This window comes from Bradyrhizobium sp. Leo78, assembly GCF_059512425.1.
In genome coordinates this window covers 14,590-40,146 of the sequence record NZ_JCAMOT010000006.1, presented here as the reverse complement: position 1 = coordinate 40,146, position 25,557 = coordinate 14,590, and the positions used below count along the sequence as shown (strand labels likewise).

At 64.7% G+C, this 25,557-nt stretch carries 19 protein-coding genes; 14 read left to right on the top strand and 5 right to left on the bottom strand.

The annotated features are described in order from the left end of the window. Window positions 1-36: 36 nt before the first annotated feature. From murB to ligA, 9 genes are all read left to right on the top strand, one after another. The gene (murB, locus tag AC5ZG1_RS09710; RefSeq protein WP_496132842.1) at window positions 37-921 is read left to right on the top strand and encodes a UDP-N-acetylmuramate dehydrogenase; all 885 of its coding nucleotides are present in this window, start codon (window positions 37-39) and stop codon (window positions 919-921) included. Further along, window positions 921-1,913 (top strand): D-alanine--D-alanine ligase family protein, encoded by a 993-nt coding sequence (locus AC5ZG1_RS09705; RefSeq protein WP_496132709.1) that lies wholly within the window; start codon window positions 921-923, stop codon window positions 1,911-1,913. The genes murB and AC5ZG1_RS09705 overlap by 1 nt, the downstream gene beginning before the upstream one ends. A 510-nt stretch (window positions 1,914-2,423) precedes the next feature. Beyond that, window positions 2,424-3,422, top strand: coding sequence for a cell division protein FtsQ/DivIB (locus tag AC5ZG1_RS09700; RefSeq protein ID WP_496132708.1), 999 nt, complete (start codon window positions 2,424-2,426; stop codon window positions 3,420-3,422). After that, window positions 3,419-4,738, top strand: a complete 1,320-nt coding sequence (gene ftsA / locus AC5ZG1_RS09695) for a cell division protein FtsA (RefSeq protein ID WP_028167494.1) — start codon at window positions 3,419-3,421, stop codon at window positions 4,736-4,738. The genes AC5ZG1_RS09700 and ftsA overlap by 4 nt, the downstream gene beginning before the upstream one ends. Before the next feature lie 90 nt (window positions 4,739-4,828). After that, window positions 4,829-6,619, top strand: coding sequence for a cell division protein FtsZ (gene ftsZ, locus AC5ZG1_RS09690; protein WP_496132707.1), 1,791 nt, complete (start codon window positions 4,829-4,831; stop codon window positions 6,617-6,619). Window positions 6,620-6,969: 350 nt separating this feature from the next. Further along, window positions 6,970-7,929, top strand: coding sequence for a UDP-3-O-acyl-N-acetylglucosamine deacetylase (gene lpxC / locus AC5ZG1_RS09685; RefSeq protein WP_456642447.1), 960 nt, complete (start codon window positions 6,970-6,972; stop codon window positions 7,927-7,929). Between the two features lie 241 nt (window positions 7,930-8,170). Beyond that, window positions 8,171-9,067 (top strand): outer membrane protein assembly factor BamD, encoded by an 897-nt coding sequence (locus AC5ZG1_RS09680; RefSeq protein ID WP_028167491.1) that lies wholly within the window; start codon window positions 8,171-8,173, stop codon window positions 9,065-9,067. An 18-nt stretch (window positions 9,068-9,085) separates the two neighbouring features. Continuing rightward, a complete protein-coding gene (gene recN / locus AC5ZG1_RS09675) occupies window positions 9,086-10,759 on the top strand; it encodes a DNA repair protein RecN (RefSeq protein WP_463327869.1) in 1,674 nt (557 codons plus the stop codon). Between the two features lie 9 nt (window positions 10,760-10,768). Continuing rightward, entirely contained in the window at window positions 10,769-12,919 is a 2,151-nt protein-coding gene (gene ligA, locus AC5ZG1_RS09670; protein WP_130230373.1) for an NAD-dependent DNA ligase LigA, read from the top strand. Window positions 12,920-13,047: 128 nt separating this feature from the next. On the opposite strand, the gene AC5ZG1_RS09665 is transcribed toward ligA, so the two are convergent. Both AC5ZG1_RS09665 and AC5ZG1_RS09660 read right to left on the bottom strand, forming a co-directional pair. Further along, the gene (locus AC5ZG1_RS09665; RefSeq protein WP_130230375.1) at window positions 13,048-14,325 is read right to left on the bottom strand and encodes a multidrug effflux MFS transporter; all 1,278 of its coding nucleotides are present in this window, start codon (window positions 14,323-14,325) and stop codon (window positions 13,048-13,050) included. Window positions 14,326-14,518: 193 nt separating this feature from the next. Beyond that, complete coding sequence (locus AC5ZG1_RS09660) at window positions 14,519-16,348, bottom strand: aminopeptidase P family protein (RefSeq protein ID WP_496132706.1); 1,830 nt, start codon at window positions 16,346-16,348, stop codon at window positions 14,519-14,521. Window positions 16,349-16,540: 192 nt separating this feature from the next. Between AC5ZG1_RS09660 and AC5ZG1_RS09655 the strand changes: the two genes are divergently transcribed. Beyond that, window positions 16,541-16,726, top strand: coding sequence for a hypothetical protein (locus AC5ZG1_RS09655; protein WP_028167486.1), 186 nt, complete (start codon window positions 16,541-16,543; stop codon window positions 16,724-16,726). 31 nt (window positions 16,727-16,757) lie between these two features. Here AC5ZG1_RS09655 and AC5ZG1_RS09650 read toward each other — a convergent pair whose 3' ends face one another. Beyond that, window positions 16,758-17,048: a hypothetical protein gene (locus tag AC5ZG1_RS09650; RefSeq protein WP_245287524.1), complete on the bottom strand. Its 291-nt coding sequence runs from the start codon at window positions 17,046-17,048 to the stop codon at window positions 16,758-16,760. A gap of 218 nt (window positions 17,049-17,266) precedes the next feature. Continuing rightward, window positions 17,267-18,154, bottom strand: a complete 888-nt coding sequence (locus tag AC5ZG1_RS09645; RefSeq protein WP_496132705.1) for a 50S ribosomal protein L11 methyltransferase — start codon at window positions 18,152-18,154, stop codon at window positions 17,267-17,269. Between the two features lie 576 nt (window positions 18,155-18,730). On the opposite strand from AC5ZG1_RS09645, the gene AC5ZG1_RS09640 reads away from it, so the two are divergent. Together AC5ZG1_RS09640 and AC5ZG1_RS09635 are read left to right on the top strand one after the other, a co-directional pair. After that, window positions 18,731-19,063: an H-NS histone family protein gene (locus AC5ZG1_RS09640; protein WP_165435592.1), complete on the top strand. Its 333-nt coding sequence runs from the start codon at window positions 18,731-18,733 to the stop codon at window positions 19,061-19,063. Between the two features lie 237 nt (window positions 19,064-19,300). Further along, complete coding sequence (locus tag AC5ZG1_RS09635) at window positions 19,301-19,573, top strand: hypothetical protein (RefSeq protein WP_130230381.1); 273 nt, start codon at window positions 19,301-19,303, stop codon at window positions 19,571-19,573. A 58-nt stretch (window positions 19,574-19,631) separates the two neighbouring features. Here the strand turns inward: AC5ZG1_RS09635 and AC5ZG1_RS09630 are convergent, their stop codons facing one another. Continuing rightward, window positions 19,632-21,239 (bottom strand): phytoene desaturase family protein, encoded by a 1,608-nt coding sequence (locus tag AC5ZG1_RS09630; protein ID WP_496132704.1) that lies wholly within the window; start codon window positions 21,237-21,239, stop codon window positions 19,632-19,634. A gap of 940 nt (window positions 21,240-22,179) precedes the next feature. Between AC5ZG1_RS09630 and AC5ZG1_RS09625 the strand changes: the two genes are divergently transcribed. Together AC5ZG1_RS09625 and AC5ZG1_RS09620 are read left to right on the top strand one after the other, a co-directional pair. Next, window positions 22,180-24,441 carry a fused MFS/spermidine synthase gene (locus AC5ZG1_RS09625; RefSeq protein ID WP_496132703.1) on the top strand — a complete coding sequence of 754 codons (2,262 nt, stop codon included), beginning with the start codon at window positions 22,180-22,182 and terminating at the stop codon, window positions 24,439-24,441. A 170-nt stretch (window positions 24,442-24,611) separates the two neighbouring features. Beyond that, complete coding sequence (locus AC5ZG1_RS09620) at window positions 24,612-25,520, top strand: acyl-CoA desaturase (RefSeq protein ID WP_496132702.1); 909 nt, start codon at window positions 24,612-24,614, stop codon at window positions 25,518-25,520. Window positions 25,521-25,557: the final 37 nt, after the last annotated feature.

Genomic DNA, 25,557 nt, shown 5'->3' with positions numbered 1-25,557 from the left:
GGTTTCCCCGACATCACCCTCGAACTGAAAGCCGCGATGCCGGACTTGCGCGGGCGCCTCTTGGCGAACCAGTCGCTGGCGGAACTGACGTGGTTTCGCGTCGGCGGACCGGCGCAGGTGCTGTTCACGCCGGCGGACGAGGACGACCTCGCTTATTTCCTGGCGCGCCTGCCGCAGGATTTGCCGGTTTATGTCGTCGGCGTCGGCTCGAACCTGATCGTGCGCGACGGCGGGATGCCGGGCGTCGTGATCCGCCTCGCGCCGCGCGCATTCGGCGAGACCAGGGCCGAAGGCGACATCGTCAGCGCCGGCACTGCTGCGCTCGACAAGCGCGTGGCCGAGACGGCGGCGGCTGCAAATATCGGCGGCATGGAGTTCTTCTTCGGCATCCCCGGCACTGTCGGCGGTGCGCTGCGCATGAATGCGGGTGCCAACGGCGGCGAGACCAAGGATGTGCTGCTGGACGCCACCGGCATTGGCCGCGACGGCACTAGGCATGTCTTCACCAATGCCGACATGAAATTCGTCTACCGGAGCAGCGGCGTCGATCCCTCGATCATCTTCACCTCCGCGCGCTTTCGCGGCAGGATCACTGCGCCCGAGGCGATCCGCACGCGCATGAACGAGGTGCAGGCCCACCGCGAGACAGCGCAGCCGATTCGCGAGAAGACCGGCGGCTCGACATTCAAGAACCCGCCGGGCAACAGCGCCTGGAAATTGATCGATGCCGCCGGCTGCCGCGGCCTGCGCGTCGGCGGCGCCCAGGTCTCGGAGATGCACTGCAATTTCCTGATCAACACCGGCAATGCCACCGGACACGATATCGAGACGCTCGGCGAAACCGTACGGCAGCGGGTGAAAGAGACGTCGGGAATCGAGCTACACTGGGAAATCAAGCGAATCGGGATCGAGCGAAGCTGATGCGAACGACCATTCTCTTCGGCGGCAGCAACAAGGAACGCCTTGTCTCGGTGGCAAGCGCGCAGGCACTGCACCAGGCTTTGCCGGAAGCCGATCTCTGGTTCTGGGACGTGGCCGACAATGTCCATGTCGTGCGGTCCGAGCAGCTTCTCGAACATGCGAGGCCCTTCCAGGACGAGTTCAGGCCCGGCACCCGCGGCGTCCCGCTCGCGCAAGCGCTTGACCAGGCTGCCCGCGAGGATCGCGTGCTGGTGCTTGGCCTGCACGGCGGGAGCGCCGAGAACGGCGAATTGCAGGCGATGTGCGAGATGCGCGGCATCCCCTTCACCGGTTCGGGTTCGGCCTCCTCGCATCTTGCCTTCGACAAGGTCGCGGCGAAGCGATTCGCGGCGATTGCTGGCGTGCCGGCGCCGGGCGGCATCGCGCTGGACGAGATTGACGCTGCCTTCGCCGAATATGGCAGGCTGATCGCCAAGCCTGCGCGCGACGGATCGAGCTACGGCCTGATCTTCGTCAATGCGAAGCAGGACATCGTTGCCGTCCGCAACGCCGCCAGGACGGAGGACTATCTGATCGAGCCGTTCGTTGCGGGCGTGGAGGCAACCTGCGGCGTGCTGGAGCGCTCCGACGGCGCAATCTTCTCGCTGCCGCCGATCGAGATCGTGCCGGCGGAGGGCGCGTTCGACTACACCGCAAAATACCTGCTCAAATCGACCCAGGAGATCTGCCCCGGGCGCTTTTCGCCTGATATCAGCGCCGCGATCATGGACCTCGCGCTCCGCGCCCACCGGGCGCTGTCCTGCAGCGGCTATTCCCGCACCGACTTCATCGTCTCCGCCAAGGGGCCGATCTATCTGGAGACCAATACGCTGCCTGGGCTGACCAAGGCCTCGCTCTACCCGAAGGCGCTCAAGGCGCAGGGCATCGAATTCGTCGATTTCCTGCACGAACAGATCGAATTGGCCAAGCGGCGGGCGGTTAGGGTGGGTTAGTTAGCGCCATCCCTCCGTCCGTCATTCCGGGGCGCGCGAAGCGCGAACCCGGAATCCATCGGGCCGCAGCGCTACTGGCGAAATGGATTCCGGGCTCGATGCGGAGCCTGTCATCGGGCCGCGCTTCGCGCGGACCCGGTGGCATCGCCCCGGAATGACGGGGGAGCGTGTAGAAGCGTCGGGAACCGGGTTCCATCCCGAATCGGCCCCCGGGATTGCTAAAATCCTAAGGATTGCGTGGCAAAGTACGCACATTGCTCATCAAAACCTGTTCTGCGTTAACCGCTTTTACCTTTTGTTTACCAGGAAGTCCGAAGGTTAACGCTGGCGGCGCATGTAGCGCTTGGCTGCCGGGCGTGAGCTGTCGCGGGAACTTTCACTTCGACACGCGTAACGAGGGACGGGGGGCCTTTCTTACTGGCTTCGACACCCAGGCCGGCATCACCGAGACGTTGTGTGCGCCAGGACCCGCAAACGTGTTGCGGGCACAAAGTTTGACGAGCTCGTGCAATGGATGGTGCAGGCCGCCTCACTCGATCACTGCGATCGCTGAGGCCCGAAGCTGACCTGAAAGCAGCCGCTATTGGAGCGGCGGTGCTGCTGCGCGAGTATTTTGCCCGCCGTCGTGCCAGTCGTCGTGTCCGCCGCGCCCCGCCCGTGATCGATCGCGATCCGCCCAGCCGCTTCATCCTTCTGATCGAGCGCTATCTGCCGCGCCGCGTCGGTCTTGCCGCCACCGTCTTCATCCTGCTCGGCAGCGCCGGCCTCGGCATCGTCAAGGGCGGCCATGTCGACGAATTCGTCACGGGACTTTCGGATGCGCGCAACGCGCTCGCCAACTCGGCAGGCTTCCGAATCACCACCGTGGCCATCAACGGCCGCAAGCAGTTGAGCCAGGACGAGGTGCTGGCGATCGGCGGCGTCAATGGCCGCTCCTCGCTGTTGTTCCTGGATGCCGCGACCGTGCGTGATCGGCTGAAGGCCAATCCCTGGATCGCCGACGCGACGATCCTGAAGCTTTATCCGGGCCAGCTCCAGATCGACATCGTCGAGCGCAATGCGTTCGCGCTGTGGCAGCAGGATGGGCGCCTGTCCGTGGTCGCGGATGATGGCGCGGTCCTCGAGCCCTACGTGTCGCGCCGCTTTCTCACGTTGCCGCTCGTGGTCGGCAAGGGGGCCGAGACCAGGGCCAAGGATTTCCTGGCGCTGCTCGATCGCTATCCGCAGGTGCGCTCGGTGACCAAGGCCGCGATCTTCGTCGGCGAACGGCGCTGGAACCTGCGGCTCAAGGATGGCCTCGACATCCGCCTGCCCGAGAACGACGTCGGCAATGCGCTCGCCGCGCTCTCCAAGCTCGACAAGGAAGACCGGCTGTTCTCGCGCTACATCGTCGCCGTCGACATGCGCCTGCCCGACCGGTTGACGGTGCAACTGTCCGAGGACGCGGCAAAGGCGCGCGAGGAGCTGTTCAAGGACAAGAAGTCCAAGAAGAAGGGCGGTGACGCATGACCGTCCTAGATCGCAATCTGACGCCGAAGACACGCCCGATGGCCCACAAGCGCACCGCGCTTGTGGCTTCGCTCGATATCGGCACCAGCAAGATCGCCTGCATGATCGCGCGGCTGAAGCCGTCGCCGCCGAGCGAAGCCCTGCGCGGCCGCACCCATGCGGTGGAATTGATCGGCTACAGCCAGATCCAGTCGCGCGGCGTCAAGGCCGGCGCGGTGGTCGATCTCGCCGAATGCGAGAAGGCGGTGCGTCATGCGGTGGCGCTTGCCGAGCGCATGGCCAAGGTCCGTGTCGAATCCGTGCTGCTGCCGGTTGCCGGCGGCCGGCCCGCGGGCCAGCTCGTCGAGGCTGCTGCCGACATTCGCGGCGGCTCGGTGACGGAAGCCGACATCAGCCGCGTCACCACAGCCGGCATGATCCACGCGACCGCCCATGGGCGGACCGTGCTGCACGCGCTGCCGGTCGGCTACGCGCTCGATGGGGTCAAGGGAATCCGCGATCCGCGCGGCATGGTGGCGCGCCAGTTCGGCGTCGACATGAACGTCGTCACGGCCGACGCCACCGTTGCCAAGAACCTGATGCTCGTGGTCGAGCGTTGCCACCTCAACGTCGAGGCGATGGCGGCAAGCTCCTATGTCGCCGGCCTCTCGGTGCTCACCGATGACGAAGCCGATCTCGGCGCCGCCGTGGTCGAAATGGGCGCCGGCTCGACCACGATCGCGACCTATTCGGGCGGACGCTTCGTGCATGCGTCGGGATTTGCGCTCGGCGGGCAGCACATCACGATGGATCTCGCGCGTGGCATCGGCGCGTGCATTGCGGATGCCGAGCGAATCAAGACGTTATATGGCACCGTGCTAACTGGCGGCTCGGATGCGCGCGAGCTGATGTCGGTCCCGACCGCCGGCGACGAACGCGATACGCCGCAGATCGTCTCCCGCGCCACGATTGCGAACATCGTCCGGCATCGCGCCGAGGAGATTTTTGAGATGGTCCGGGACCGGCTCAAGGCCTCCCCGTTTGCGGCAGAGCCGAGGGCGCGGGTCGTGCTCAGTGGCGGCGCCGCGCAGCTCACCGGCATGATCGAGCTCGCCACCCGCATTCTCAATCGGCCGGTGCGGATCGGCCGTCCGCTCGGCTTCGGCCGTCTGCCCAACGAGGCCAAGGGGCCGTCGTTCGCGGTGCCCACCGGGCTTCTGGTCTATCCGCAATACGCTCACCTCGAACATGTTGAACCGCGGCACACGCGGCAGCTCAAGACAGGGACTGACGGTTATTTCGGAAAGGTCGGACGATGGCTTCGCGAGGGCTTCTGATGACCACGCTTAAGGCCCACAAGATTTTCACCAGCTCCCGCGGCCGCAGGCCGGGGCGAACCTACGCGCGCGCGTAATCGAGAGGCAACCATGGCACTCAATCTGACCCCTCCTGACATCAGCGAGCTGAAACCGCGGATCACCGTCTTCGGCGTCGGTGGCGCTGGCGGCAATGCCGTCAACAACATGATCACCGCCGGGCTGCAGGGCGTTGATTTCGTCGTCGCCAATACAGACGCGCAGGCCCTGACCATGTCGAAGGCGCAGCGCATCATCCAGATGGGCACGCAGGTGACCCAGGGCCTCGGCGCCGGCTCGCAGCCGGATGTCGGCGCGGCCGCCGCGCAGGAGGTCATCGACGAGCTCCGTGATCACCTCACCGGCGCCAACATGGTGTTCGTCACCGCCGGCATGGGCGGCGGCACCGGCACCGGCGCTGCTCCCGTGATCGCCAAGACCGCGCGCGAGATGGGCATCCTCACCGTCGGCGTGGTGACCAAGCCGTTCCACTTCGAAGGCCAGCGCCGCATGCGCACCGCCGAGAACGGCATCTCCGAGCTGCACAAGGTGGTCGACACGCTGCTGATCATCCCGAACCAGAACCTATTCCGGGTCGCCAACGAGAAGACCACCTTCGCCGACGCTTTTGCGATGGCCGACCAGGTGCTCTATTCGGGCGTTGCCTGCATCACCGACCTGATGGTCAAGGAAGGCCTGATCAACCTTGACTTCGCCGACGTCCGCGCCGTGATGCGCGAGATGGGCAAGGCGATGATGGGCACGGGCGAGGCGACCGGTGAGAAGCGCGCGCTCACCGCCGCCGAGGCCGCGATTGCCAATCCGCTGATCGACGACTCCTCGATGAAGGGTGCCAGGGGCCTCCTGATCTCGATCACCGGCGGCAAGGATCTCACCTTGTTCGAGGTCGACGAGGCCGCTACCCGCATCCGCGAGGAGGTCGACCCCGACGCCAACATCATCGTCGGCGCCACCTTCGACGAGACGCTCGACGGCATCATCCGCGTCTCCGTGGTTGCGACCGGCATCGAGCAGGCCGCGATCGCCCGCAACGCCGCCGCGGCCCCCGCTGCGCCTGCGCCGACCGGCAACGGTTCGCCCGAGAGCCGGCTCGCCGACCTGACCGCGCGGCTGCGCGCCGACAACCAGCGCCTGGCCGAGCGTGCCCATAAGCTGGAAGCCGGCGGCGCCCCGATGGCTGCGCCCGCCGCGCCGGCGCCTGCCGCCCCGCCGCCGCTGCGCCAGCAGGGCAGCGTCGAGCGTGCCGCGCTCGCCGCCATCGCCGCCGCCGTGTCGCCGGAACAGCAGGCCGCGCCGATGCAGCCGGCATCCTATGGCGACGTCACCGTCCGTCCGATCGCGCAGAAGCCGACCCTGTTCCCCGATCCGGAAACGACCAGGGTCGAGCCCCATGAGCCGGCGACGCCGGAAAACTTCATTCCGCCGACCGCCGAGCGGCCGCCGGTGCGCACGCCGCGGATGCCGAAGTTCGAGGACCTGCCGATGCCGGCCCAGGCGGAGATTCGCCAGGCCCGTGGTGAGGCCGAGGAGGAACATCCGCAGAAGACCCGCCTGTCGCTCTTGCAGCGGCTCGCCAATGTCGGCCTCGGCCGCCGGGAGGAGGAGAGCGAACCGCCGGTGGCGGCCCGCGCCTCCGGACCGGCCATGCCGCCGCTGCCGGAGCGCAAGCCGCAACGCAGCGTGGCGCAGCAAATGGCGGCGCACGATCCGGTATCGGAGTATGCGAAGCGTCCGGCGCCCCAAGGATTGGATGCCCATGGACGGCCGGCACCTGTTGCGCCGACGCCACAGGGAGACGATCATCTTGATATCCCGGCCTTCCTGCGCCGGCAGGCAAACTGAGCTTTGTTACAGTCCTGACCATCCACAGAGCCCCGGCGGAACCCGCCGGGGCTCTTTTCTTTTACCGTCTCCGCAGTCGTAGACCGGCAAACAAGTAACTGAAATTAAATGATTAATCAGGTATTCCATGACTTGGTCATGGTACCGAAAGGGTGTCCGGCCGCTCCGCAATTTGGTTAAGCCTTGGCGCGATTGCGGCGGAGATGGGGTAACAATCGGTAAAGAAGCGTGAGTTGTACGCTTTCGGGCGGTGACTATGGTCTGTCCAACTTTGGGGATGCCTAAGCGAGTCGGTTGGGGAAGTAAGGCCGCCTCGTCTTAGGTTACGTCGGGTAGTGGGCGCATATCGGATGAAATTGAGCCGTCAAACAACGCTTCGGTCGCAGGCCACCGTGACGGGCGTCGGCGTTCACTCCGGTTTACCGGTCAGCCTGACCATTGGACCTGCTCCCGTTGACACCGGCTACACTTTTATCCGGACGGGTCTCGACGGGGCCGACCGCGAAGTTCACGCCACCGCCGACGCCGTGATCGCGACTGAATTCGCGACCGTCCTGGGCGACCGCGAGGGACCGCTGGTATCGACCGCCGAACATGTGCTGGCTACGCTGCGCGGCATGGGGGTCGACAACGCCACCATCGAAATCGACGGTCCGGAAGTGCCGATCATGGACGGCAGCGCTGCGGCCTTTGTCGCCGCGGTCGATCAGGCTGGTATCGTCACCCAATCCGCCGCCCGCCGCGTTCTCCAGGTCCTGAAGCCGGTGCAGGTCGCGATCGGCGACTGCTTCGGTGAGTTCCGTCCCTTTGCCGGCGGCTTCCGCGCTGAAGTCGAGATCGACTTCGCCAATCCCTTGATCGGCCGCCAGAGCTACTGCTTCGATCTTTCCGCCGAGAGCTTCCGTCGCGAGATTTCGCGTGCGCGCACCTTCGGCTGCATGAACGACGTGGCGCGGCTGTGGAGCGCAGGTTTCGCGCTTGGCGCCTCCTTCGAAAACTCGGTGGTGTTCGACGAGACTCGTCTGCTCAACACCGAAGGTCTGCGGTTCCGTGATGAATGCGTCCGCCACAAGGTGCTGGATGTGGTCGGCGATCTCGCGCTGGCCGGCCTCCCGATCCTCGGCGCCTATCGCTCGGTTCGCGGTGGTCACAAGCTGAACCACGCGGCGCTGACCGCGCTGCTTTCCGATCGCAGCGCCTGGCGGGTGGTCGAATCGGAGACCGCACGTCGTTCGCGCACCGTCGCCGAAGCCGGCAGTGCCACCGTCGGCGGCCTGATCGCGCCGGCCTACGGCCCGGACGTGTCCTAAACACGCTTTCCATTAGCGTTTTTCTGCAATTTCCGCAGTAACCACAGCCGATCACGACCGTCTTGGGGCCGCCTTAATCCGGGCGGATTGGCTCCGTATTCGGTTGGTCCAAGGTCGTTTTTCGGCTAGACAGGCCTGCGGTTGCACGGGGCAGCACAGGCGCGGGGAAAATTTCCGTCCATGGCCTCGTTCGTGGACAGATCGCCATCAATCGCTTCCAAGGCGCCGGGTTCTCACATTCATGCCGTTATCGCGTAGCACGCACGAATCATGCACCTCATCGGCCGGCCGCGCCGGATGGGCGTCATTGTTGCGGCTGGCCGCGGGCCTGATCGTGCTGGCGCTGCCGTTGGGTGGCTGCGGTACCGGTCCGCTGTGGGACAAGTTCCTGGCCAAGGACGACACCTTCGTCGAGGAGCCCGCGGACAAGCTCTACAATGAGGGCTTGTACCTGATGAACCAGCGCAAGGATCCTCGTGCGGCCTCGAAGAAGTTCGAGGAGGTGGACCGGCAGCATCCCTATTCCGATTGGGCGCGCAAATCGCTCCTGATGTCGGCCTATTCCTCCTACCAGCAAGGCGACTACGATACCTGCATCGGCTCGGCGACGCGTTACGTCACCTTGCATCCCGGCAGTCCGGATGCTGCCTACGCGCAATACCTGATCGCAGCCTCGCATTACGACCAGATCCCGGACATCACCCGCGACCAGACCCGCACCGAGAAGGCGATCGCGGCTCTGGAAGAGGTGATTCGCAAATATCCGACCTCGGAATATGCGACCTCCGCCAAGGCCAAGCTCGAAGGCGCGCGCGACCAGCTCGCCGGCCGCGAGATGAATGTCGGCCGCTACTACATGGAGCGGCGCGACTTCACCGCCGCAATCAACCGCTTCAAGACCGTGGTTACGCAGTATCAGACCACCCGGCATGTCGAGGAGGCCTTGGCGCGGCTCACCGAGGCCTATATGGCGATCGGCATCCCGAGCGAGGCCCAGACCGCAGCCGCCGTGCTTGGGCACAATTTTCCTGACAGCCGCTGGTACAAGGACGCCTATAATCTAGTAAGGTCCGGCGGTCTCGAGCCGAGCGAGAATCAGGGTTCCTGGATCAGCAGGACCTTCAAGAAGATATTATAGGCCTGGAATAGTCCTCACATGCTGGCGCGTCTGTCGATCCGTGACATCGTCCTGATCGAACGGCTCGATATCGAATTCTCCCGTGGCCTTGCGGTGCTGACCGGCGAAACCGGCGCGGGCAAATCGATCCTGCTCGATGCGTTCGCGCTGGCCCTCGGCGGCCGCGGCGATGCCGGGCTGGTGCGGCACGGCGCCGAGCAGGGGCAGGTGACGGCGACCTTCGACGTGCCCAAAAATCACCCGGCGGCAAAGCTGCTGGCCGATAACGGGCTCGACGATAACGGCGAGATGATCCTGCGCCGCGTGCAGCTCGCTGACGGCCGCACCCGCGCCTTCATCAACGACCAGGCGATCTCTGTGCAGACCCTGAAGGCAGTGGGCGCCGCACTGGTCGAAATCCACGGCCAGCATGACGAGCGCGCCCTGGTCGATGCCTCGACCCATCGGCGGCTGCTTGACGCCTTTGCCGGGCTCGAGAAGGACGTGGCGGCGCTGGAATCGCTGTGGGAGGCGCGGCGCAGCGCCAACGCTGCGCTGGAGGAGCATCGCGCCGGCATGGAACGCGCCGCGCGAGAGGCCGATTACCTGCGCCACGCCTCGCAGGAACTGAAGACGCTGGCGCCAAAGGACGGCGAGGAGACCGAGCTCGCGGGCCGCCGCACCACCATGATGCAGGGCGAGAAGATCGCCACCGACCTGCGGGAGGCGCAGGAGGCGATCTCGGGCCCGCATTCGCCGGTGGCGGCGCTGTCGGCCGCCGTGCGCCGCCTGGAGCGCCGCGCCGCCAGCTCGCCGGCGCTGGTGGAGCCCGCGGTGAAGGCGATCGATACCGCCATCAACGCGCTCGAAGAGGCCGACCAGCACCTCAACGCTGCACTTGCGGCCGCCGATTTCGATCCGGCCGAGCTCGAGCGCATCGAGGAGCGCCTGTTCGCGCTGCGCGCCGCTTCGCGCAAATATGCGACCCCGGTCGATGGACTGGCCGCGCTCGCCAGCAAATATGCCGCCGACGTCGCGCTGATCGATGCCGGAGCCGACCAGTTGAAGAAGCTCGAAGCCGCGGCAGCGGAAGCCGATAAGCGCTACGGCGCGGCGGCAACAAGACTGTCGGCGGTGCGGACCAAATCCGCCGAAAAGCTCAATAAGGCCGTCAACGCCGAACTGGCGCCGCTGAAGCTCGAGCGCGCGAAATTCATGACGCAGGTCGAGACCGATGCGACCTCCCCCGGGCCGGAAGGCATCGATCGCGTCGAGTTCTGGGTCCAGACCAATCCGGGGACAAAACCGGGGCCGCTGATGAAGGTCGCTTCCGGCGGCGAGCTGTCGCGCTTTTTGCTGGCGCTGAAGGTCGTGCTGTCCGACCGCGGCTCGGCGCCGACGCTGGTGTTCGACGAGATCGACACCGGCGTTGGCGGCGCTGTGGCGGACGCGATCGGCGCGCGGCTGTCGCGGCTCGCCGACAAGGTGCAGGTGATGGCGGTGACGCATGCGCCGCAGGTCGCAGCCCGCGCCAGCCAGCACTTGCTGATTTCCAAGGACGCGCTCGACAAGGGCAAGCGCGTCGCCACCCGCGTCAACGCGCTTGCCGCCGACCACCGCCGCGAGGAAATCGCCCGCATGCTCGCCGGCGCCGAGATCACCGCCGAGGCGAGGGCGGCGGCGGAGCGCCTGTTGCGCGCGGCAACCGCGTGATCGTGTGCCATGGCCAAGGCAGCAAAAGCGCGCGCGCTCCCCGACGTCGACAAGCTCACCAAGGCGCAGGCCAAGGTCGAGCATACGCGGCTCGCGCTCGAACTGGAGGCGCATGACCGGCGCTATTACCAGGAAGACGCGCCGACCGTCACCGACGCCGAATACGACGCGCTGCGTCAGCGCTACAACGCGATCGAGAAGCGCTTTCCCGACTTCGTCACCCCTGATTCGCCGTCGCAGAAGGTCGGCGCTGCGCCGTCGGGACGATTCAAGAAGGTGCGGCATTCGTTGCCGATGCTCTCCCTCGACAACGCCTTTGCCGAAGGCGACGTGCGCGACTTCGTCGACCGCATCGTGCGCTTCCTCAGGCTCAGTGACGACAAGATCGATTTCTCCGCCGAGCCGAAGATCGACGGATTGTCGATGTCGCTGCGCTATGAGGGCGGCGAGCTCGTCACCGCCGCGACTCGCGGCGATGGCGCCGAGGGCGAGGACGTCACCGCCAACATCCGAACGCTGGAGGATGTCCCGCAAAAGCTGAAGGGTCGCAACGTGCCTGACATCTGCGAGGTGCGCGGCGAGGTCTACATGACCAAGAGGGCCTTCCTCGCGCTCAACGAACGCCAGAAGGCTGCCGGCGACACCGTCTTCGCCAATCCGCGCAATTCGGCCGCGGGCTCGCTGCGTCAGAAGGATCCGACCATCACCGCCTCGCGGCCGCTCGGCTTCTTCGCCTATGCCTGGGGCCAGATGAGCGCGATGCCGGAGGACACGCAGAGCGGCATGATCCATTGGTTCGAGCGCTGCGGCTTCAAGACCAATCCGCTGACCAAGCTCTGCCACTCCGTCGACGAGCTGCTCGCATTCCATCGCAAGATCGAGGAGCAGCGCGCCGAGCTCGACTACGATATCGACGGCGTTGTCTACAAGGTCGACCGGATCGACTGGCAGGAGCGGCTCGGCTTCGTGTCACGCACGCCGCGCTGGGCGATCGCGCATAAATTCCCGGCTGAGCGCGCGATGACCGTGCTGCGCGATATCGAGATCCAGGTCGGGCGCACCGGCTCGTTCACGCCGGTCGGCAAGCTCGAGCCGGTCGGCGTCGGCGGCGTCATCGTGCAGAACGTCACGCTGCACAACGAGGATTACATCAAGGGCATCGGCGGTCACGGCGAGCAGCTTCGCGAAGGGCGCGATATCCGGATCGGCGACACCGTCGTGGTCCAGCGCGCCGGGGACGTGATCCCGCAGGTGGTCGATGTCGTCATCGACAAGCGGCCGAAGAACGCCAAAGAGTTTCATTTCCCGAAGAAGTGCCCGTGCCCGCTGCATACTGACGTCGTGCGCGAGGAGACCGCGACGGGCGAGGAGGGCGCGCGTGCCCGCTGCACCGGCGAGTTCGCCTGTCCGTTCCAGAAGATCGAGCACCTGAAGCTGTTCGTCTCGCGCCGCGCCTTCGACATCGACGGCCTCGGCGAGAAGCAGCTCGAATTTTTCTTCGAGAAGGAATGGGTGCGGGAGCCCGCCGACATCTTCACGCTGCCCAAGCGCAACCAGAAGCTCAAGCTCGAGGCGATCGAGGGGTACGGCGAGACCTCGGTGCGCAACCTGTTCGCCGCGATCGAGCACCGGCGCCGGATCGCGCTCGAACGCTTCATCTACGCGCTCGGCATGCGCCATGTCGGCGAGACCACGGCGCTGGCGCTCGCGCGCGGCTATGGCTCGTGGGAGGCGTTCCATGATGCCTGCCTGCGCGTCGCCAAGGGTGACGAGGAGGCGATTGCCGAGATGGATGCGCTCGACCAGATCGGCGACACCGTGATCAAGAGCGTTGCCGCCTATTTTGGCGAGAGCCACAACCGCGGCATCGTCGAGCGTCTGGTCAAGGAGCTCGACGAGATCATCGATACCGAAAAGCCCAAGAGCAATTCAGCGATCGCCGGCAAGACCGTCGTGTTCACCGGCTCGCTGGAGAAGATGACGCGCGACGAGGCCAAGGCGACCGCCGAGCGACTGGGCGCGAAGGCGGCCAGCTCGGTGTCGAAGAAGACGGACTATGTGGTTGCAGGTCCCGGTGCAGGATCGAAGCTCGCCGAAGCGCAGAAGCACGGCGTGGCCGTGCTGACCGAGGACGAGTGGCTGAAGCTGATCGGGGAGTGAGCCCATTCCTCCGTCATGGCCGGGCTTGTCCCGGCCATCCACGTCTTTCGTCTCGGGCATCTGTGCTGCGCGGATGCCCGGGACAAGCCCGGGCATGACGAGTTTGTTGCGGCGCTGGAGGTCAACAGCTACATCATCCCCGCCTCGTCCCCTTCCGCTTCCTCGATCATCTCCCCGCTCACCACCGTGTTCCGCTTCGGCACCAGGAAGATCATGCTCGAGGCACATGCGATCGAGATGATGAGGATGGCGGTCGTCAGCGGCAGCGTGGTGGTGGAGTGGCCGCCGAGATAGGCGCCGAACTGCGACACCAGCGAGCCGATGCCCTGCTGCAGGAATCCCATCGCGCCGGAGGCGGTGCCGGCGGCTTCGGGGCGGACGCTGATCGCACCGGCCGCCGAGTTCGCCATCACGAAGGCGTTGCCGGCCATCACGATCATCTGGGTGCCGAACAGCCAGAGCGGGGCCTGGTTGACCCCGGTAAGGCTCAAGACGAGGTTCAACAGGCTGCCGCCGAGTTGCAGCGCGAGCCCGAACCAGATCAGCCGTTCCAGCGAATGGCGCGGTGCGAAGCGCACGCAGAGCAGATTGCCGACCAGATAGGCAAAGCCCGTGGTCGCGAACCACGCGCCATATTCGGCGCTGGTGCGTCCCATCTGGGTGACCACGATGTAGGGTCCGCCGCCGGCGAAGGTGAAGATGATCTGCGAGGCCAGCACCTGGCACAGCACATAGCCGATGAAGGCGCGGCTCCTGATCAGGCTGCCGACATCGCGGCGGAAGTTGCTGTCTTCGCTGCGGACGCGGCGCGTCTCCGGCAGCGCCAGCGCGATTCCGACGGCGACCGCGAGCGCGCCGGCGGTGATGGCATAGAAGATCGCGCGCCAGCCGAACGCGGTCTCGAGCAGGCCGCCGGTGAGCGGGCTCAGCATCTGCGCGATCATCATCACGGCGATCACCAGGCTGATCATGGCGCCGACGCGGTCGCGGCTGTAGAGATCGCGGATGATGGCGCGGCTCACCACCATGCCGCTGGCGCCGCCGAGCGCCTGGAAGAAGCGCGCCGCGATCAGTTGCGGCAGGGTTTCCGCAAAAATGCTGCCGATACCAGCCACCACCATCAGGCCGAGGCCGGCCAGCAGCACCGGCCGCCGTCCGAACTTGTCCGACAGCGGCCCCATGATGAGCTGCGAGCAGGCGATGCCGACCATGAACAGCGACACCGTCATCTGCGCGATCGAGATGTCGCGGCCGAACGTCGTCGCCAGCACCGGCAGCGCCGGCACCAGCATATAGAGCGAGATCGGCGCCACGCCCGTCATGGCGACGAGCAACAGCAGCATGAGCTTCGATGTCGCGATGTCCTTCGTTGCCGCGTCGGGCGGCTTGCCCATCACGCCATGCATTCAGCTTCGCATCCTTTCATGGCGGCGAATGTAACGAGATGCGCAGATGCGAATACGGATGTTTCGGCATGCGGCTATGCCGATTCCGGGAGGCCGAGAAAACACGGAGTCATTCCGGGGCGATGCGAAGCATCGAACCCGGAATCTCGAGATTCCGGGTTCGCGTCTTCGACGCGCCCCGGAATGACAGCAACTACTTCAGCGCCGCCGTCGCCTCATCGAGCCACAGCTTCGTGGCGTCATCGTCGAGCCGCGGGCGTACCTCGGCCCTGACGCGGGCATGGTAGTCGTTGAGCCACTTCAGCTCGGCCTCGCTGAGCATCGTCACGTCGATCAGCCGGCGATCGATCGGTGCCAGCGTCAGCGTGTCGAATCCGTTCATCGGCTTTTCGGCGCCTGATATGTCGATGCCGATCACGAGCTCGAGGTTCTCGATCCGGATGCCGTAAGCATCGGTCTTGTAGTAGCCGGGCTCGTTGGAGAGGATCATGCCGCGCTTCAGCGGCGTGGTGCCGAGCTTTGAGATTCGCGCCGGCCCCTCATGCACGGAAAGATAGCTGCCGACGCCATGGCCGGTGCCGTGCTCGAAATCGATGCCGGCCTGCCAGAGATATTGCCGCGCCAGCGTGTCGAGTTGCGCGCCCGTGGTGCCGTCGGGGAACACCGCGCGCGCAATCGCGATATGGCCGCGCAGCACCCGGGTGAAGCGGTCGCGCATCTCGTCTGTCGGCTGGCCGATCGCGATGGTGCGGGTGACATCGGTGGTGCCGTCCTCGTATTGCGCGCCGGAATCGATCAAGAGCAGATCGCCGGGTGCGATCCGGCGGTTGCTCTTGCGGGTGACGCGGTAGTGCACGATGGCGCCATTCGGCCCGGTGCCGGCGATGGTCGGGAATGAGACATCCTTCAGCGCCCCGGTATCGCGGCGGAACGTCTCCAGCGCCTCGACGGTGTCGATCTCGGTAAGCCCGCCGGCGGGCGCCTCGCGGTCGATCCAGGCCAGGAATTGTGCCAGCGCCACCGCGTCGCGCTGATGCGCAATTCGCGTGCCATGGATCTCCGCGGCGTTCTTCACGGCTTTCAACAGGCTCACGGGATCGTTGCCGCGCACAGGCGTGCCGCCGGCACTGGTGATCAGGCGATTCAGTGCGTCGGCGGCGGTCGCATTGTCGAGCGCGATCGAGCCACCGCGCTGCGCGAGTTCCGTCAGCTTCAACGTCAGCCGGTCCGGCTCCTCGACATCGGCGGATTGCTCGAGATGGTCCCGCGTGAGATTCGAAAGTTTTCGGTGATCAATGAACACCGTCGGCCGGCCCTCTCTCGGCACCAGCGCATAAGAGAGCGGCAGCGGCGTATGCGAGACGTCGGCGCCGCGGATATTGAACGTCCAGGCCACCGCGTGGCTGTCCGACAGCACCAGCGCATCGACGCCGAGCTTGTTGATCTCGTCCCTGATCCGCTCCAGCTTTATGGCCTCGGCTTCGCCGGCGAATCGCAGGCCGTGGATGGTGATCGGCCCGAGCGGCGGGCGCGGGCGCTCGGTCCAGATCGCGTCGACGGGATTGCTGTCGACCGCAACCAACTCGGCTCCGGCTTTGGCGCACGCCGCCGCGAGACGCTCGGCTGCCGCAGAAGTGTGCAGCCACGGGTCAAATCCTAGGCGGTCGCCGGCGGAAAGATGTTTCGTCAGCCAGTGTTCCGGCGGCGGATCGACCAGCGGCTGGATTTGCCAGGCCTTTTGGTCGACCTGCTTGCCCGCCTGCAGCGTGTAGCGCCCGTCCACGAACAAGGCGGCTTGCTGCATCAGCACGATCGCAAGCCCCGCCGATCCGGTGAAGCCGGTCAGCCACGCCAGCCGCTCCTCGGACGGTGCAACATATTCATTCTGCTGCTGGTCGGCGCGGGGAATGACGAAGCCGGTCAGCTTGCGCCGCGCCAATTCCTCGCGGAACGCGGCCAACCGCGCCGTCAGCGCCACGCCGCCTTCGGGTTCTTCGAACGTCTGGAAATGGGCCTCGAACATGCCAGTCACTTTATGGCTGCGTGGACACGTCCGCAATGTCAGCGGATATCGCCACAATTTGGCATAAGTTATGCTTCAATACCGTCATGCAGGTTTAGAAAAGACAGAACGGTTTTCAAGGCAAGCCGTTCGATAACGAATGCCCGGGGAGGCTTCCAGGAGTGTCTCAACTCAACGGCGAGGGGATACACAATGCCTGCTTTCAGCTTTGAGAAGATTTCGCCGCCAGTTCGCCGCGGCCCGATTGCTCCGATCGAACAGAAGCAGCGCGGTGTCATCGTCCAGATCCTGGATCGCTTTGTGGAACGGCGCGTCAGGCGCCGGCTGAAGGCGGAGAAGGGCGAAACCGCGCTCGGCAAAAACAAGGCGGCCGAATAGGCCTTTCTTGCGACCGCCTGCGGGGTACATTTCACATCCGTTCGTCCAGATCGGAAACCTTCACTACGCTTGCGCCGATCACCCGGTTTCCTTCCAGCTCCCGAACGATCCTCTGATAGGGCCCGACGACACCCAGATCGAACTCGCGATCGGGCGTTACGAGCATCATCTTTGCTCCGATGATGACGAGCACGGTGACGTCATGCTCCTCGCCGGAAACAGCGAGCTTTGTGATCTCGCTTCGGATCGGCTCCCGTCGCCAAGCGTCCGGAAAGCCAGGATCGCACCGGATTTCGATCCCGTCCTGAGACGTCGTCAGCACGAGTTTCGACTTGCTCGGCTTCCAGTGTGGTCCAAATCGCTGATCGGTCAGCCACAGGCAATTGAACGATCGGCACTCAGCCGGTCGGTTCTCATAACTCTGGCATCCGCGCCCAGGCTTGCATTCCGGGCACCACGCTCCTGCCGGCTTCGCGAGCGTCTCGATCGTCATGACCTTGCAGCAAAGCGTGCAATCGCCGCATTCCCTTGCCAGAGGGCTCACTTAACCGAGCGCAGCAGCAGGCTGCTCCATCCCTCGATTTTCAGATGCCGTAACGGTACCAGCCCGCGCGCGCGGTACGCGGCGATTACGCTTGGCGCCTGATGCGTCAGGAGCCCCGACAAGATCACGTGCGCGGAAGGCGCGAGATGGCGCGCCATCGTACCAGCCAATTGCCGCAGCGGATTGGCGAGGATGTTTGCGAGCACGAGGTCGAACGGGCCATGCTGGGAAAATTGCGGCGCCGAGAAGCCGGTGGCGCGGATCGTCGTCACGAGGTGGCCGGTCTCGTTCAGTTCGGCATTCTCACGCGCCACGTTGACCGATGGCGGATCGATGTCGCTTGCCAGCACTGTGCCGTGCAGCGCCTTCGCCGCGGCGATCGCCAGCACACCGGTGCCGGTGCCGAGGTCGAGCACGCGGCGCGGATGATGCGCCTTCAGCACGTGATCGAGCAGTAAGAGGCAGCCGCGCGTGGTGCCGTGGTGGCCGGTGCCGAAGGCCAGCGCGGCCTCGATCTCGATGCCGAGCTTGTTCGGCGGCACGCGGGTGCGGTCGTGCTGGCCGTGCACGACGAAGCGCCCGGCGGGGACGGGGACGAGGTCCTCGAGGCTGGCCTTGACCCAGTCCTTGGCCTCGACGGTGTCGAAGGCAATGGTCTTGGCGAGGTCTTCGCCGGCCGCATTGGCGACGAGCTCGCGCATCAACGCCTGGTCCGGCGCATCGGCAAAATGCGCGGTGACTTCCCAGCGCCCGTCCGGCCGCTCGAACGCGGCAATCGCCGTCTCGCCCTCGAAGAATATCTCGGTCAGCGTGTCGACCAGCCGCCTGGCGGTCTGCTCGTCGGGAAGCGCGAGGCTGGCACGATGGGTAGGTTTCGGTAGCATTTAGGGTAACCGTTTCGACTTCATCCGGAACGTCAGCATTAACCACGATCGCATTATCATCTTGGATTCCGGCGAGGCAGTAGGGAGCCGAAACTTCGAGTAACTCTTTGATCGGGCTCTGGGAGCGGGTACGCGTGCGTGCCAAAAGCCCGTGGTTTTCCTACAATTGAAAGTTCATATGAACAATGCATGATGGTAACCAGTTGCTTTTATTAAATTTACAGTTGTTTTATTTAGGAGTAATAATGAGTGGTTGTAAAAGGTTCTCGGCCAGAATTCTTCGCAGGAGCGTGAAGCTGATAGCCCAACGCGTTGCTGAACTTCACGACCTTCGACGACAGGTGCGGGAGGCGGAAGCGAGGGCGCTTGCGAGGCGACGGCAAACATCTTCCAGGCGGCCTCGAAGCGAGAGGACAGGACGTCATCGCGGCCGCGCCTGAATGCGCGAGTCTGATGCCTTGACGACAGGAAGCGGAACTTCTCCCTGTGAGGGATGCGCCAAGTGGTATCTGGACGCTTGTTTGTGTCCGGCGTCGTTGGTAAGTGCGCTCTGTTTTTATTCCTGGGCGCGACTCGATGAAAAATAACGGCTTCCGATCCATGTCCACAGACCAACTGTGGGCGCTTCATGAACGAGTAGCGGCCGAGCTGACGCAACGCATAATCACCGAGAAAGCCACGCTCGAGGACCGGCTGAGCAAGCTTCAGTCGCCCGGCGAAGCCGCGAAACCAGATCGTAGCCGCCGCCCTTATCCAAAGGTTCTCCCGAAGTATCGGAACCCGAAAAACCCTGGCGAGACGTGGTCGGGTCGCGGCAAACAGCCTCTATGGCTGGCAAAGCGACTTGGTGCCGGCTCCAAGCTGGACGATTTTCTCATCGATCGCCCCGGCCGCCGCAAGCGGCGCTAAACCGGATCGATCACCGTAGTTCGCGACGCGATTGTCTTCCGGCGCGTGCACGGGCCGTCATGGAGAAGTTGCCAGCCGAGAATGCCGGGGTTTTCAACAGGGTTCTCCACCTGACTAGAGTGTGATCCGATCAGGTTGAAATGCCGCCGCGATGGATGCTGCGCTCCTCTCCCGCAAGCGGGCGAGGTGAAGCAAGCGAAGTCGTGATAGGCTGGCGGCCAAAACAAGGAGGGTCCCATGTCCCTGTTAAGACGGCCGCTCTATCAGCGCTCGGAAGGTGCCGACGAGGACCGCTGGCGCCTGGCGTTCGATACCGAAGCCAGCCGGCTGTTCGTCGAGCACGAAAAGAAGCGGGGTGACTTCCGCGGTGCCGGGTATGCCATCGAGACCGACGAGATCGAGCTCGCGGAATTCCTGAGCCAGCCGAGCCAGGGGCGGGAGCAGGTTGTGAAGCTGCTCGAAACGCTGTTTGCCGACGATCGCGACGTGTCGCGGCCCGCGGCGGCTTGACCGGGAGATGGATGCACATCCGCATCCACTTGATATCCACACCCTGTCCACACGCTTTTCAACGCCTTGCGAACAGGGAGCGATGATCGCCCAGGATCACCTGCGCGGCGTTGTGACCGGGCGCGCCGGTGACGCCGCCGCCGGGATGAGCGCCGGAACCGCAGTGATAGAGCCCCTTGAGCGGGCCGCGGTAGTCGGCATGGCCGAGCATCGGGCGGGCGGAGAAGAGCTGGTTCAGCGTCAGCGCGCCGTGGAAGATATCGCCGCCCAATAGGCCGAATTGCCGCTCCAGGTCGAGCGGAGAGAGCACCTGCCGGCCGATGACGCTTGCGGCAAAGCCGGGCGCGTATCTGTCGACCGTCGCGATCATGAGGTCGGCAACCTCATCGCGATGATCGTCCCAGGATTTGTGGCCCGGCAGTTCCGGCGCGACGTGCTGGCAGAACAGGCTCGCGACATGCTGTCCCGCCGGCGCCAGCTTGTCGTCCAGCGTCGAGGGGATCAGCATTTCGACGATGGGCTCGCGGCTCCAGCCAAAGCTGCGCGCATCAAGCCATGCGCGGTCCATGTAGCCAAGGCTCGGCGCGATGATGATGCCAGCGGTGAGGTGATCGCCTGCGCCCGGCAATGCGGTGAAGGAGGGCAGGGCGGCTAGCGCGACATTCATGCGAAAGGTGCCGGAGGCGTTGCGCCAGCGCGACATGCGCTGCAGGAATTCCGGCGCCAGCGCGCCCGCCGGCAGCAGCTGCGTGTAGAGCAGTTTCGGATTGACGTTGGCGGCAACGTACTTGGCGCGAATGGTGGTGCCGTTGTCGAGCACGACACCGGCGGCGCGGCCGTTCTCAACCATCACTTCGCGCACGCCGCTATCCACTTCGATCTCGGCGCCATGCGCGCGTGCCGCGGCCGCCATCGCCTGCGTGATCGCGCCCATGCCGCCGATCGCGTGGCCCCAGACGCCTTTCTTGCCGTTCACCTCGCCGAAGGCGTGATGCAGCATCACGTAAGCCGAGCCGGCGGCATAGGGGCTCGCATAATTGCCGACGATGGCATCGAAGCCGAACAGCGCTTTTACCAGGTCGTTCTCGAACCGCTCGTCCAGCATCTCGCCGGCCGAGCGGGTGAAGAGGTCGAGCAGGTCGCGCTGCTGTTCCAGCGAAAGCTTGCGCAAGAGGTTGGCGGAGCCGAGCGCGTTGAAGGCCTCGCGGAGCGCGTCCGCGCCAAACCCCTCGACGAGGTTCGGCGGTGCGCGCAACACGAACTGGCGCAGCACGTCGGCGATTGCCTCGAGCTGGCGCGAGAAGATGCCGATCTCCTCCGCATCATGCGCGCTGAGCCTGGCGACGGCTTCCTTGGTGCGGCCTTCGCCGGTGAGGAGATGGCTGCCGTCGGAGGACGGAAGAAAGTTTTGCGCGCGTCGTTCGACGATCCGCAGGCCGTGCTCGGCGAGCCTGAGATCGGCAATGACCTTCGGATTGAGCAGGCTCACCGTATAGGCGGCGACCGAGTTGCGGAATCCGGGATGGAATTCTTCCGTCACCGCCGCACCGCCCACCACCTTGCGGCGCTCGACCACTTTCACGCGCAAGCCCGCCATCGCGAGATAGGCCGCGCAGGTGAGGCCATTATGCCCGGCACCGATGATGACGACGTCCGTTTCGTTCATGTCAGCTTCATTTTCTTAAGGAGCTTGCCAGTAACTCATCGTTGCGCACAAGCCACGAGTTATTTCGTCACTCGCCCCCGTCGTCATTCCGGGGCGCCCTCCGTCCGCTCCGTCATTCCGGGCTGGTCCTTCGGACGCCCCGGAATGACAGTGGGACGCATCGCGCAATCCTCTCCTCTGTCATGGCCGGGCTTGACCCGGCCATCCACGTTCTCTCCGCGCACGGAGGCAAAGGAGGTGGATGCCCGGGACAAGGCGGGCATGACGGCGTCGTGTCATTCGCACGATTTTCCTTAATCCAATCAATGTGATTTGCGCGGTCCAGTCCTCACGCAAAAAACATTCCGCTTTCGCCGTCGGGCAAATCACCACTATGACTCCGCACGTCTCATCCAAATGAGGGGCGGGTCGCGATCGTCACGAACGTTGCGGTGAGATGCGGTGGACGCGATGCGTGTGACTGACGAGCACGCGTATCACGGACGGCGAAGTCGTGTGGTCCTGGCGCCCGACGCTGGCGCTAAGGTCTGTTCGTTGAACAGAGCGACGGTGGCAAGAAAGCCCGGTCACCGGGGAGAGCGCGAAGGAAACCGTAAACCATCGCGCAGGGAAAGCCGGAATGCTTCGGTTGAACCTGTGGTCCTACCCCCGTGCTTTTTGTTGCACGGGACCCATGGGTGCAACCAGCGCCCGGCTTTCCCTGCGCCCTCTGTCTTTCGAGGAGGGTGGAAAGTGAAGCAAAGCTCGGACGCAACGCGTCGCGAGAATGCGGACTCATATCCTCTCATACTCCGGCATGTCGCTCCGCACTGGCACATCGTCAAGTCCATGTTACCGGGTTACATTGCCTGCCATACCGTCATATGCTCAATTGAAACCTCTGGCGTGCATGCGCCGGAAATCTCGCCGCGGCGTCCGCCGGGCCCAAGCCGGAGCTTTCATGATTTCCAAGCCGTCCGCCGCGCGAAACCGGCTGGTGTTGATCATCTACACCACCGCGATCTTCGTCAGCGCGCTCCTGTTGTTCTCGGTGCAGCCGCTGTTCACCAAGATGGTGCTGCCGCGGCTTGGCGGCTCACCGGCGGTGTGGTCGGTGGCGATGGTGTTCTTCCAGTCGCTGCTGCTCGCGGGCTACGCCTACGCGCACTATTTGATGAAGCTGAAGAGCCGCGCGGCTCCGGTCGCGGTGCATCTCTTGCTTTTGGTCGCGGCCATGCTGACGCTGCCGCTCGCGATCCAGAGCGGCTGGGGCGATCCACCGACCTCAGGTTACGCGTTCTGGTTGCTCGGCCTGTTCGCGGTCTCGATCGGCCTGCCGTTCTTCGCGCTCGCCGCCAACAACCCGCTGCTGCAGGCCTGGTTTGTACGCACCGGCCATCCCAACGGTCCGGATCCGTACTTCCTTTATGCGTCTTCGAACATCGGCAGCTTTCTCGCGCTGCTGTCCTATCCGGTGCTGCTGGAGCCGATGTTCACGCTGCGCACGCAGAACCTGATCTGGACCGGCGGTTATGGCTTGCTGATCCTCTTGATCGCGGGTTGCGGCGTGCTGTTGATGCGTTCGTCCGCGAGCGCGGCGGCGCTGAATTTGCCGGTCGATGATGCCGATGCGCCGGCACCCTCCTGGCTGTTGCGTTTGCGCTGGATCTTCCTTGCCGCGGTGCCTTCGGGCCTTCTGATCGCCGTGACCGCGCACATCTCGACCGACGTTGCGGCAGCGCCGCTGCTCTGGGTCTTGCCGCTGTCGCTTTACCTCTTGACCTGGGTGCTGGTGTTCCAGTCGCGCCCGCTGTTTTCGCATGAGTTCATGCTGCGCGCGCAGCCAATCGCAATTGCGTGCGTCGTCATCCTGCTTGCGGTTGGTGGCGAACAGAGTCTGCTGCTGACGCTGGGCGGTCACCAGCTCGCCTTTTTCATCATCGCGATGGCTTGCCATGGCGAATTGGCGCGGACCCGGCCGGCAGCAAAATACCTCACCGGCTTCTACGTGGCGCTGTCGTTCGGCGGCATGGTCGGCGGACTGTTCGCAGGCCTGATCGCGCCGTTTGCCTTCTCCTGGGTGGCGGAATACCCGATCCTGCTGGCGCTCGCCGCGCTGTGCCGGCCGTCCGGCGGGGGAGAGCGGCTGTCGCGCTGGAGTGCCTGGTACTGGCCGTTCCTTGCCGTGCTCGCGGTCGCGCTGATCGTGCCGTCCTATTCAACCGGGACGCTGTTCAACTGGTTGGACGAGCGGCGGTCGTGGGTGATCGGCGCGGTCGGCGTGCTCTCGGCGCTGCTGGCGCTTACGCTCAACGCGAGCCGCTGGAAGATCTTCGCGACCGTCGTGGTGGCGCTGCTGCTGTTGCGCGCTTACCCCTCCGATAACGGCCGGGTCGAGACCGTGCGCAGCTTCTTCGGCGTGCACAAGATCGTGGTGACGCCGAACGGCCAATATCACGTGCTGATGCACGGCACCACCATTCACGGCGCCGAGCGCTTCAAGAACGACAACGGCACGCCGGCAACCGGCCGGCCCGAACCCATTACGTACTATCACAAGGACGGCGGCATCGGGCAGACGATCGCGGCGATGCGCGAGCGCAAGGGCGCTCCGCTTAAGGTGGCCGTGATCGGACTCGGCTCAGGCACGCTCACCTGCGCCGCAGAGCCGGGTGAACAATGGAAGTTCTTCGAGATCGACCAGACCATGGTCGATACCGCGCGCGATCCGAAATATTTCACCTACATCCAGAATTGCGCCCCTGACCTGAAGCCGGTGATCGGCGATGCCAGGCTCACCTTCGCTCGCGAGCCTGATGGCATCTACGACCTCATCATCGTCGATGCCTATTCGTCCGACGCGATCCCGATCCATCTGGCGACGGAGGAGGCGATGGCGATCTACAAGGCCAAGCTGGCGCCGCAGGGCGCGGTGGTGATGCACGTCTCCAACCGCCACCTCGAGCTTTCCAGCGTCGTGGTCGGCATCGCCGAGGCCAACGACCTCAAGAGCTGGGTCTACAGCGAGGATTCCGGCCGTGACAGCGAGTACATTTTCTCGACCTCGGTCGTGATCTCCGCCCGCGAGGAGGCCGATGTCGGCAAGCTCGCCTCGTCCGACTCGTGGACCGAAACCGAGGCCGATGAAAAGCAGCGGGTCTGGACCGACGACTATTCCAACATCCTGGGCGCGGTTTACCGGCGATTGCGCGACGGCGAGTAGTGAGCTCGATATTTTTGCAACATCCGCCGCCCACGTTCGTGATCTGCAGGGCAAATCCGTCGCAATGGTTGCGGGCGGGGGGCCGACTCTATACTGATGGAACTTGTTTCCCAATTGTTCCATTATTCATGCGCGACCATCGGATTATCCGGAGCCGGCATTTTCATCGATTGCAGCGGCAGCATTTTATCCTGTTCGATGTATTGCCATCCATCGGGACATTGATCGCGCTTGGCGCCCTGTTCTATCGCCCAATCGGGGCGCTCGAAATCAGCCTGTTCTTCGCGATGTGGCTGGTCACAGGCCTCGGCCTCACCGTCGGCTATCACCGGTTGTTCACGCACCGCGCCTTCACAACCGGGACAGCCGTGAGCGCGATGCTGATCATCATGGGCTCGATGGCCGGGCGGGGGTCGATGGTATCCTGGGCCGCCATGCATCGTCGCCACCACGAACTCAGCGATCACGAGGGCGACCTGCATTCGCCCAATCTGCATGGCGGGAGCCTCCTCGGCCGTCTGCGCGGCTTCCTGCATGCGCATTTGACCTGGATGATCGAGCATGATTATCCGAATGTCGCCCATTACGTTCCGGACCTGATGGCGCAGCCGGTGCTGGTCCGGGTCAACAGCTACTATTACGCCTGGGTGCTGGTGGGGCTGTTGATCCCGACCGCCATTGGCGGGTTGGTCGCCGGCAGCCTGTGGGGCGCGGTGGCCGGGTTCCTCTGGGGCGGCGTGGTGCGCATGTTCGCGGTCGAACAGGCGATGTCGGCGATCAACTCCGTCATGCACACATTCGGTGCACGTCCCTACCGCACCCGGGGTGACAACAGCCGCAATCTCGGCGTAATGGCATGGTTGGCGTGGGGCGAGGGGTGGCACAACAATCACCATGCCTTTCCTTATTCGGCGGCGTTCGGGTTGCGATGGTTCGAATTCGATCCCGGCTATCTCTTCATCCGAGTGCTTGCCGCGCTGGGACTGGCCTGGAACGTCAAGGTGCCGAGTGCGGAGAAGATCGCGCTGCGGCGGCTGCACGAGCCGGCGCCCGACGTGGCCGAGCTCGAGCACGGATAGTCGTCGGCTTCCGGCGGATAAGGTGAGTAACCCGGGT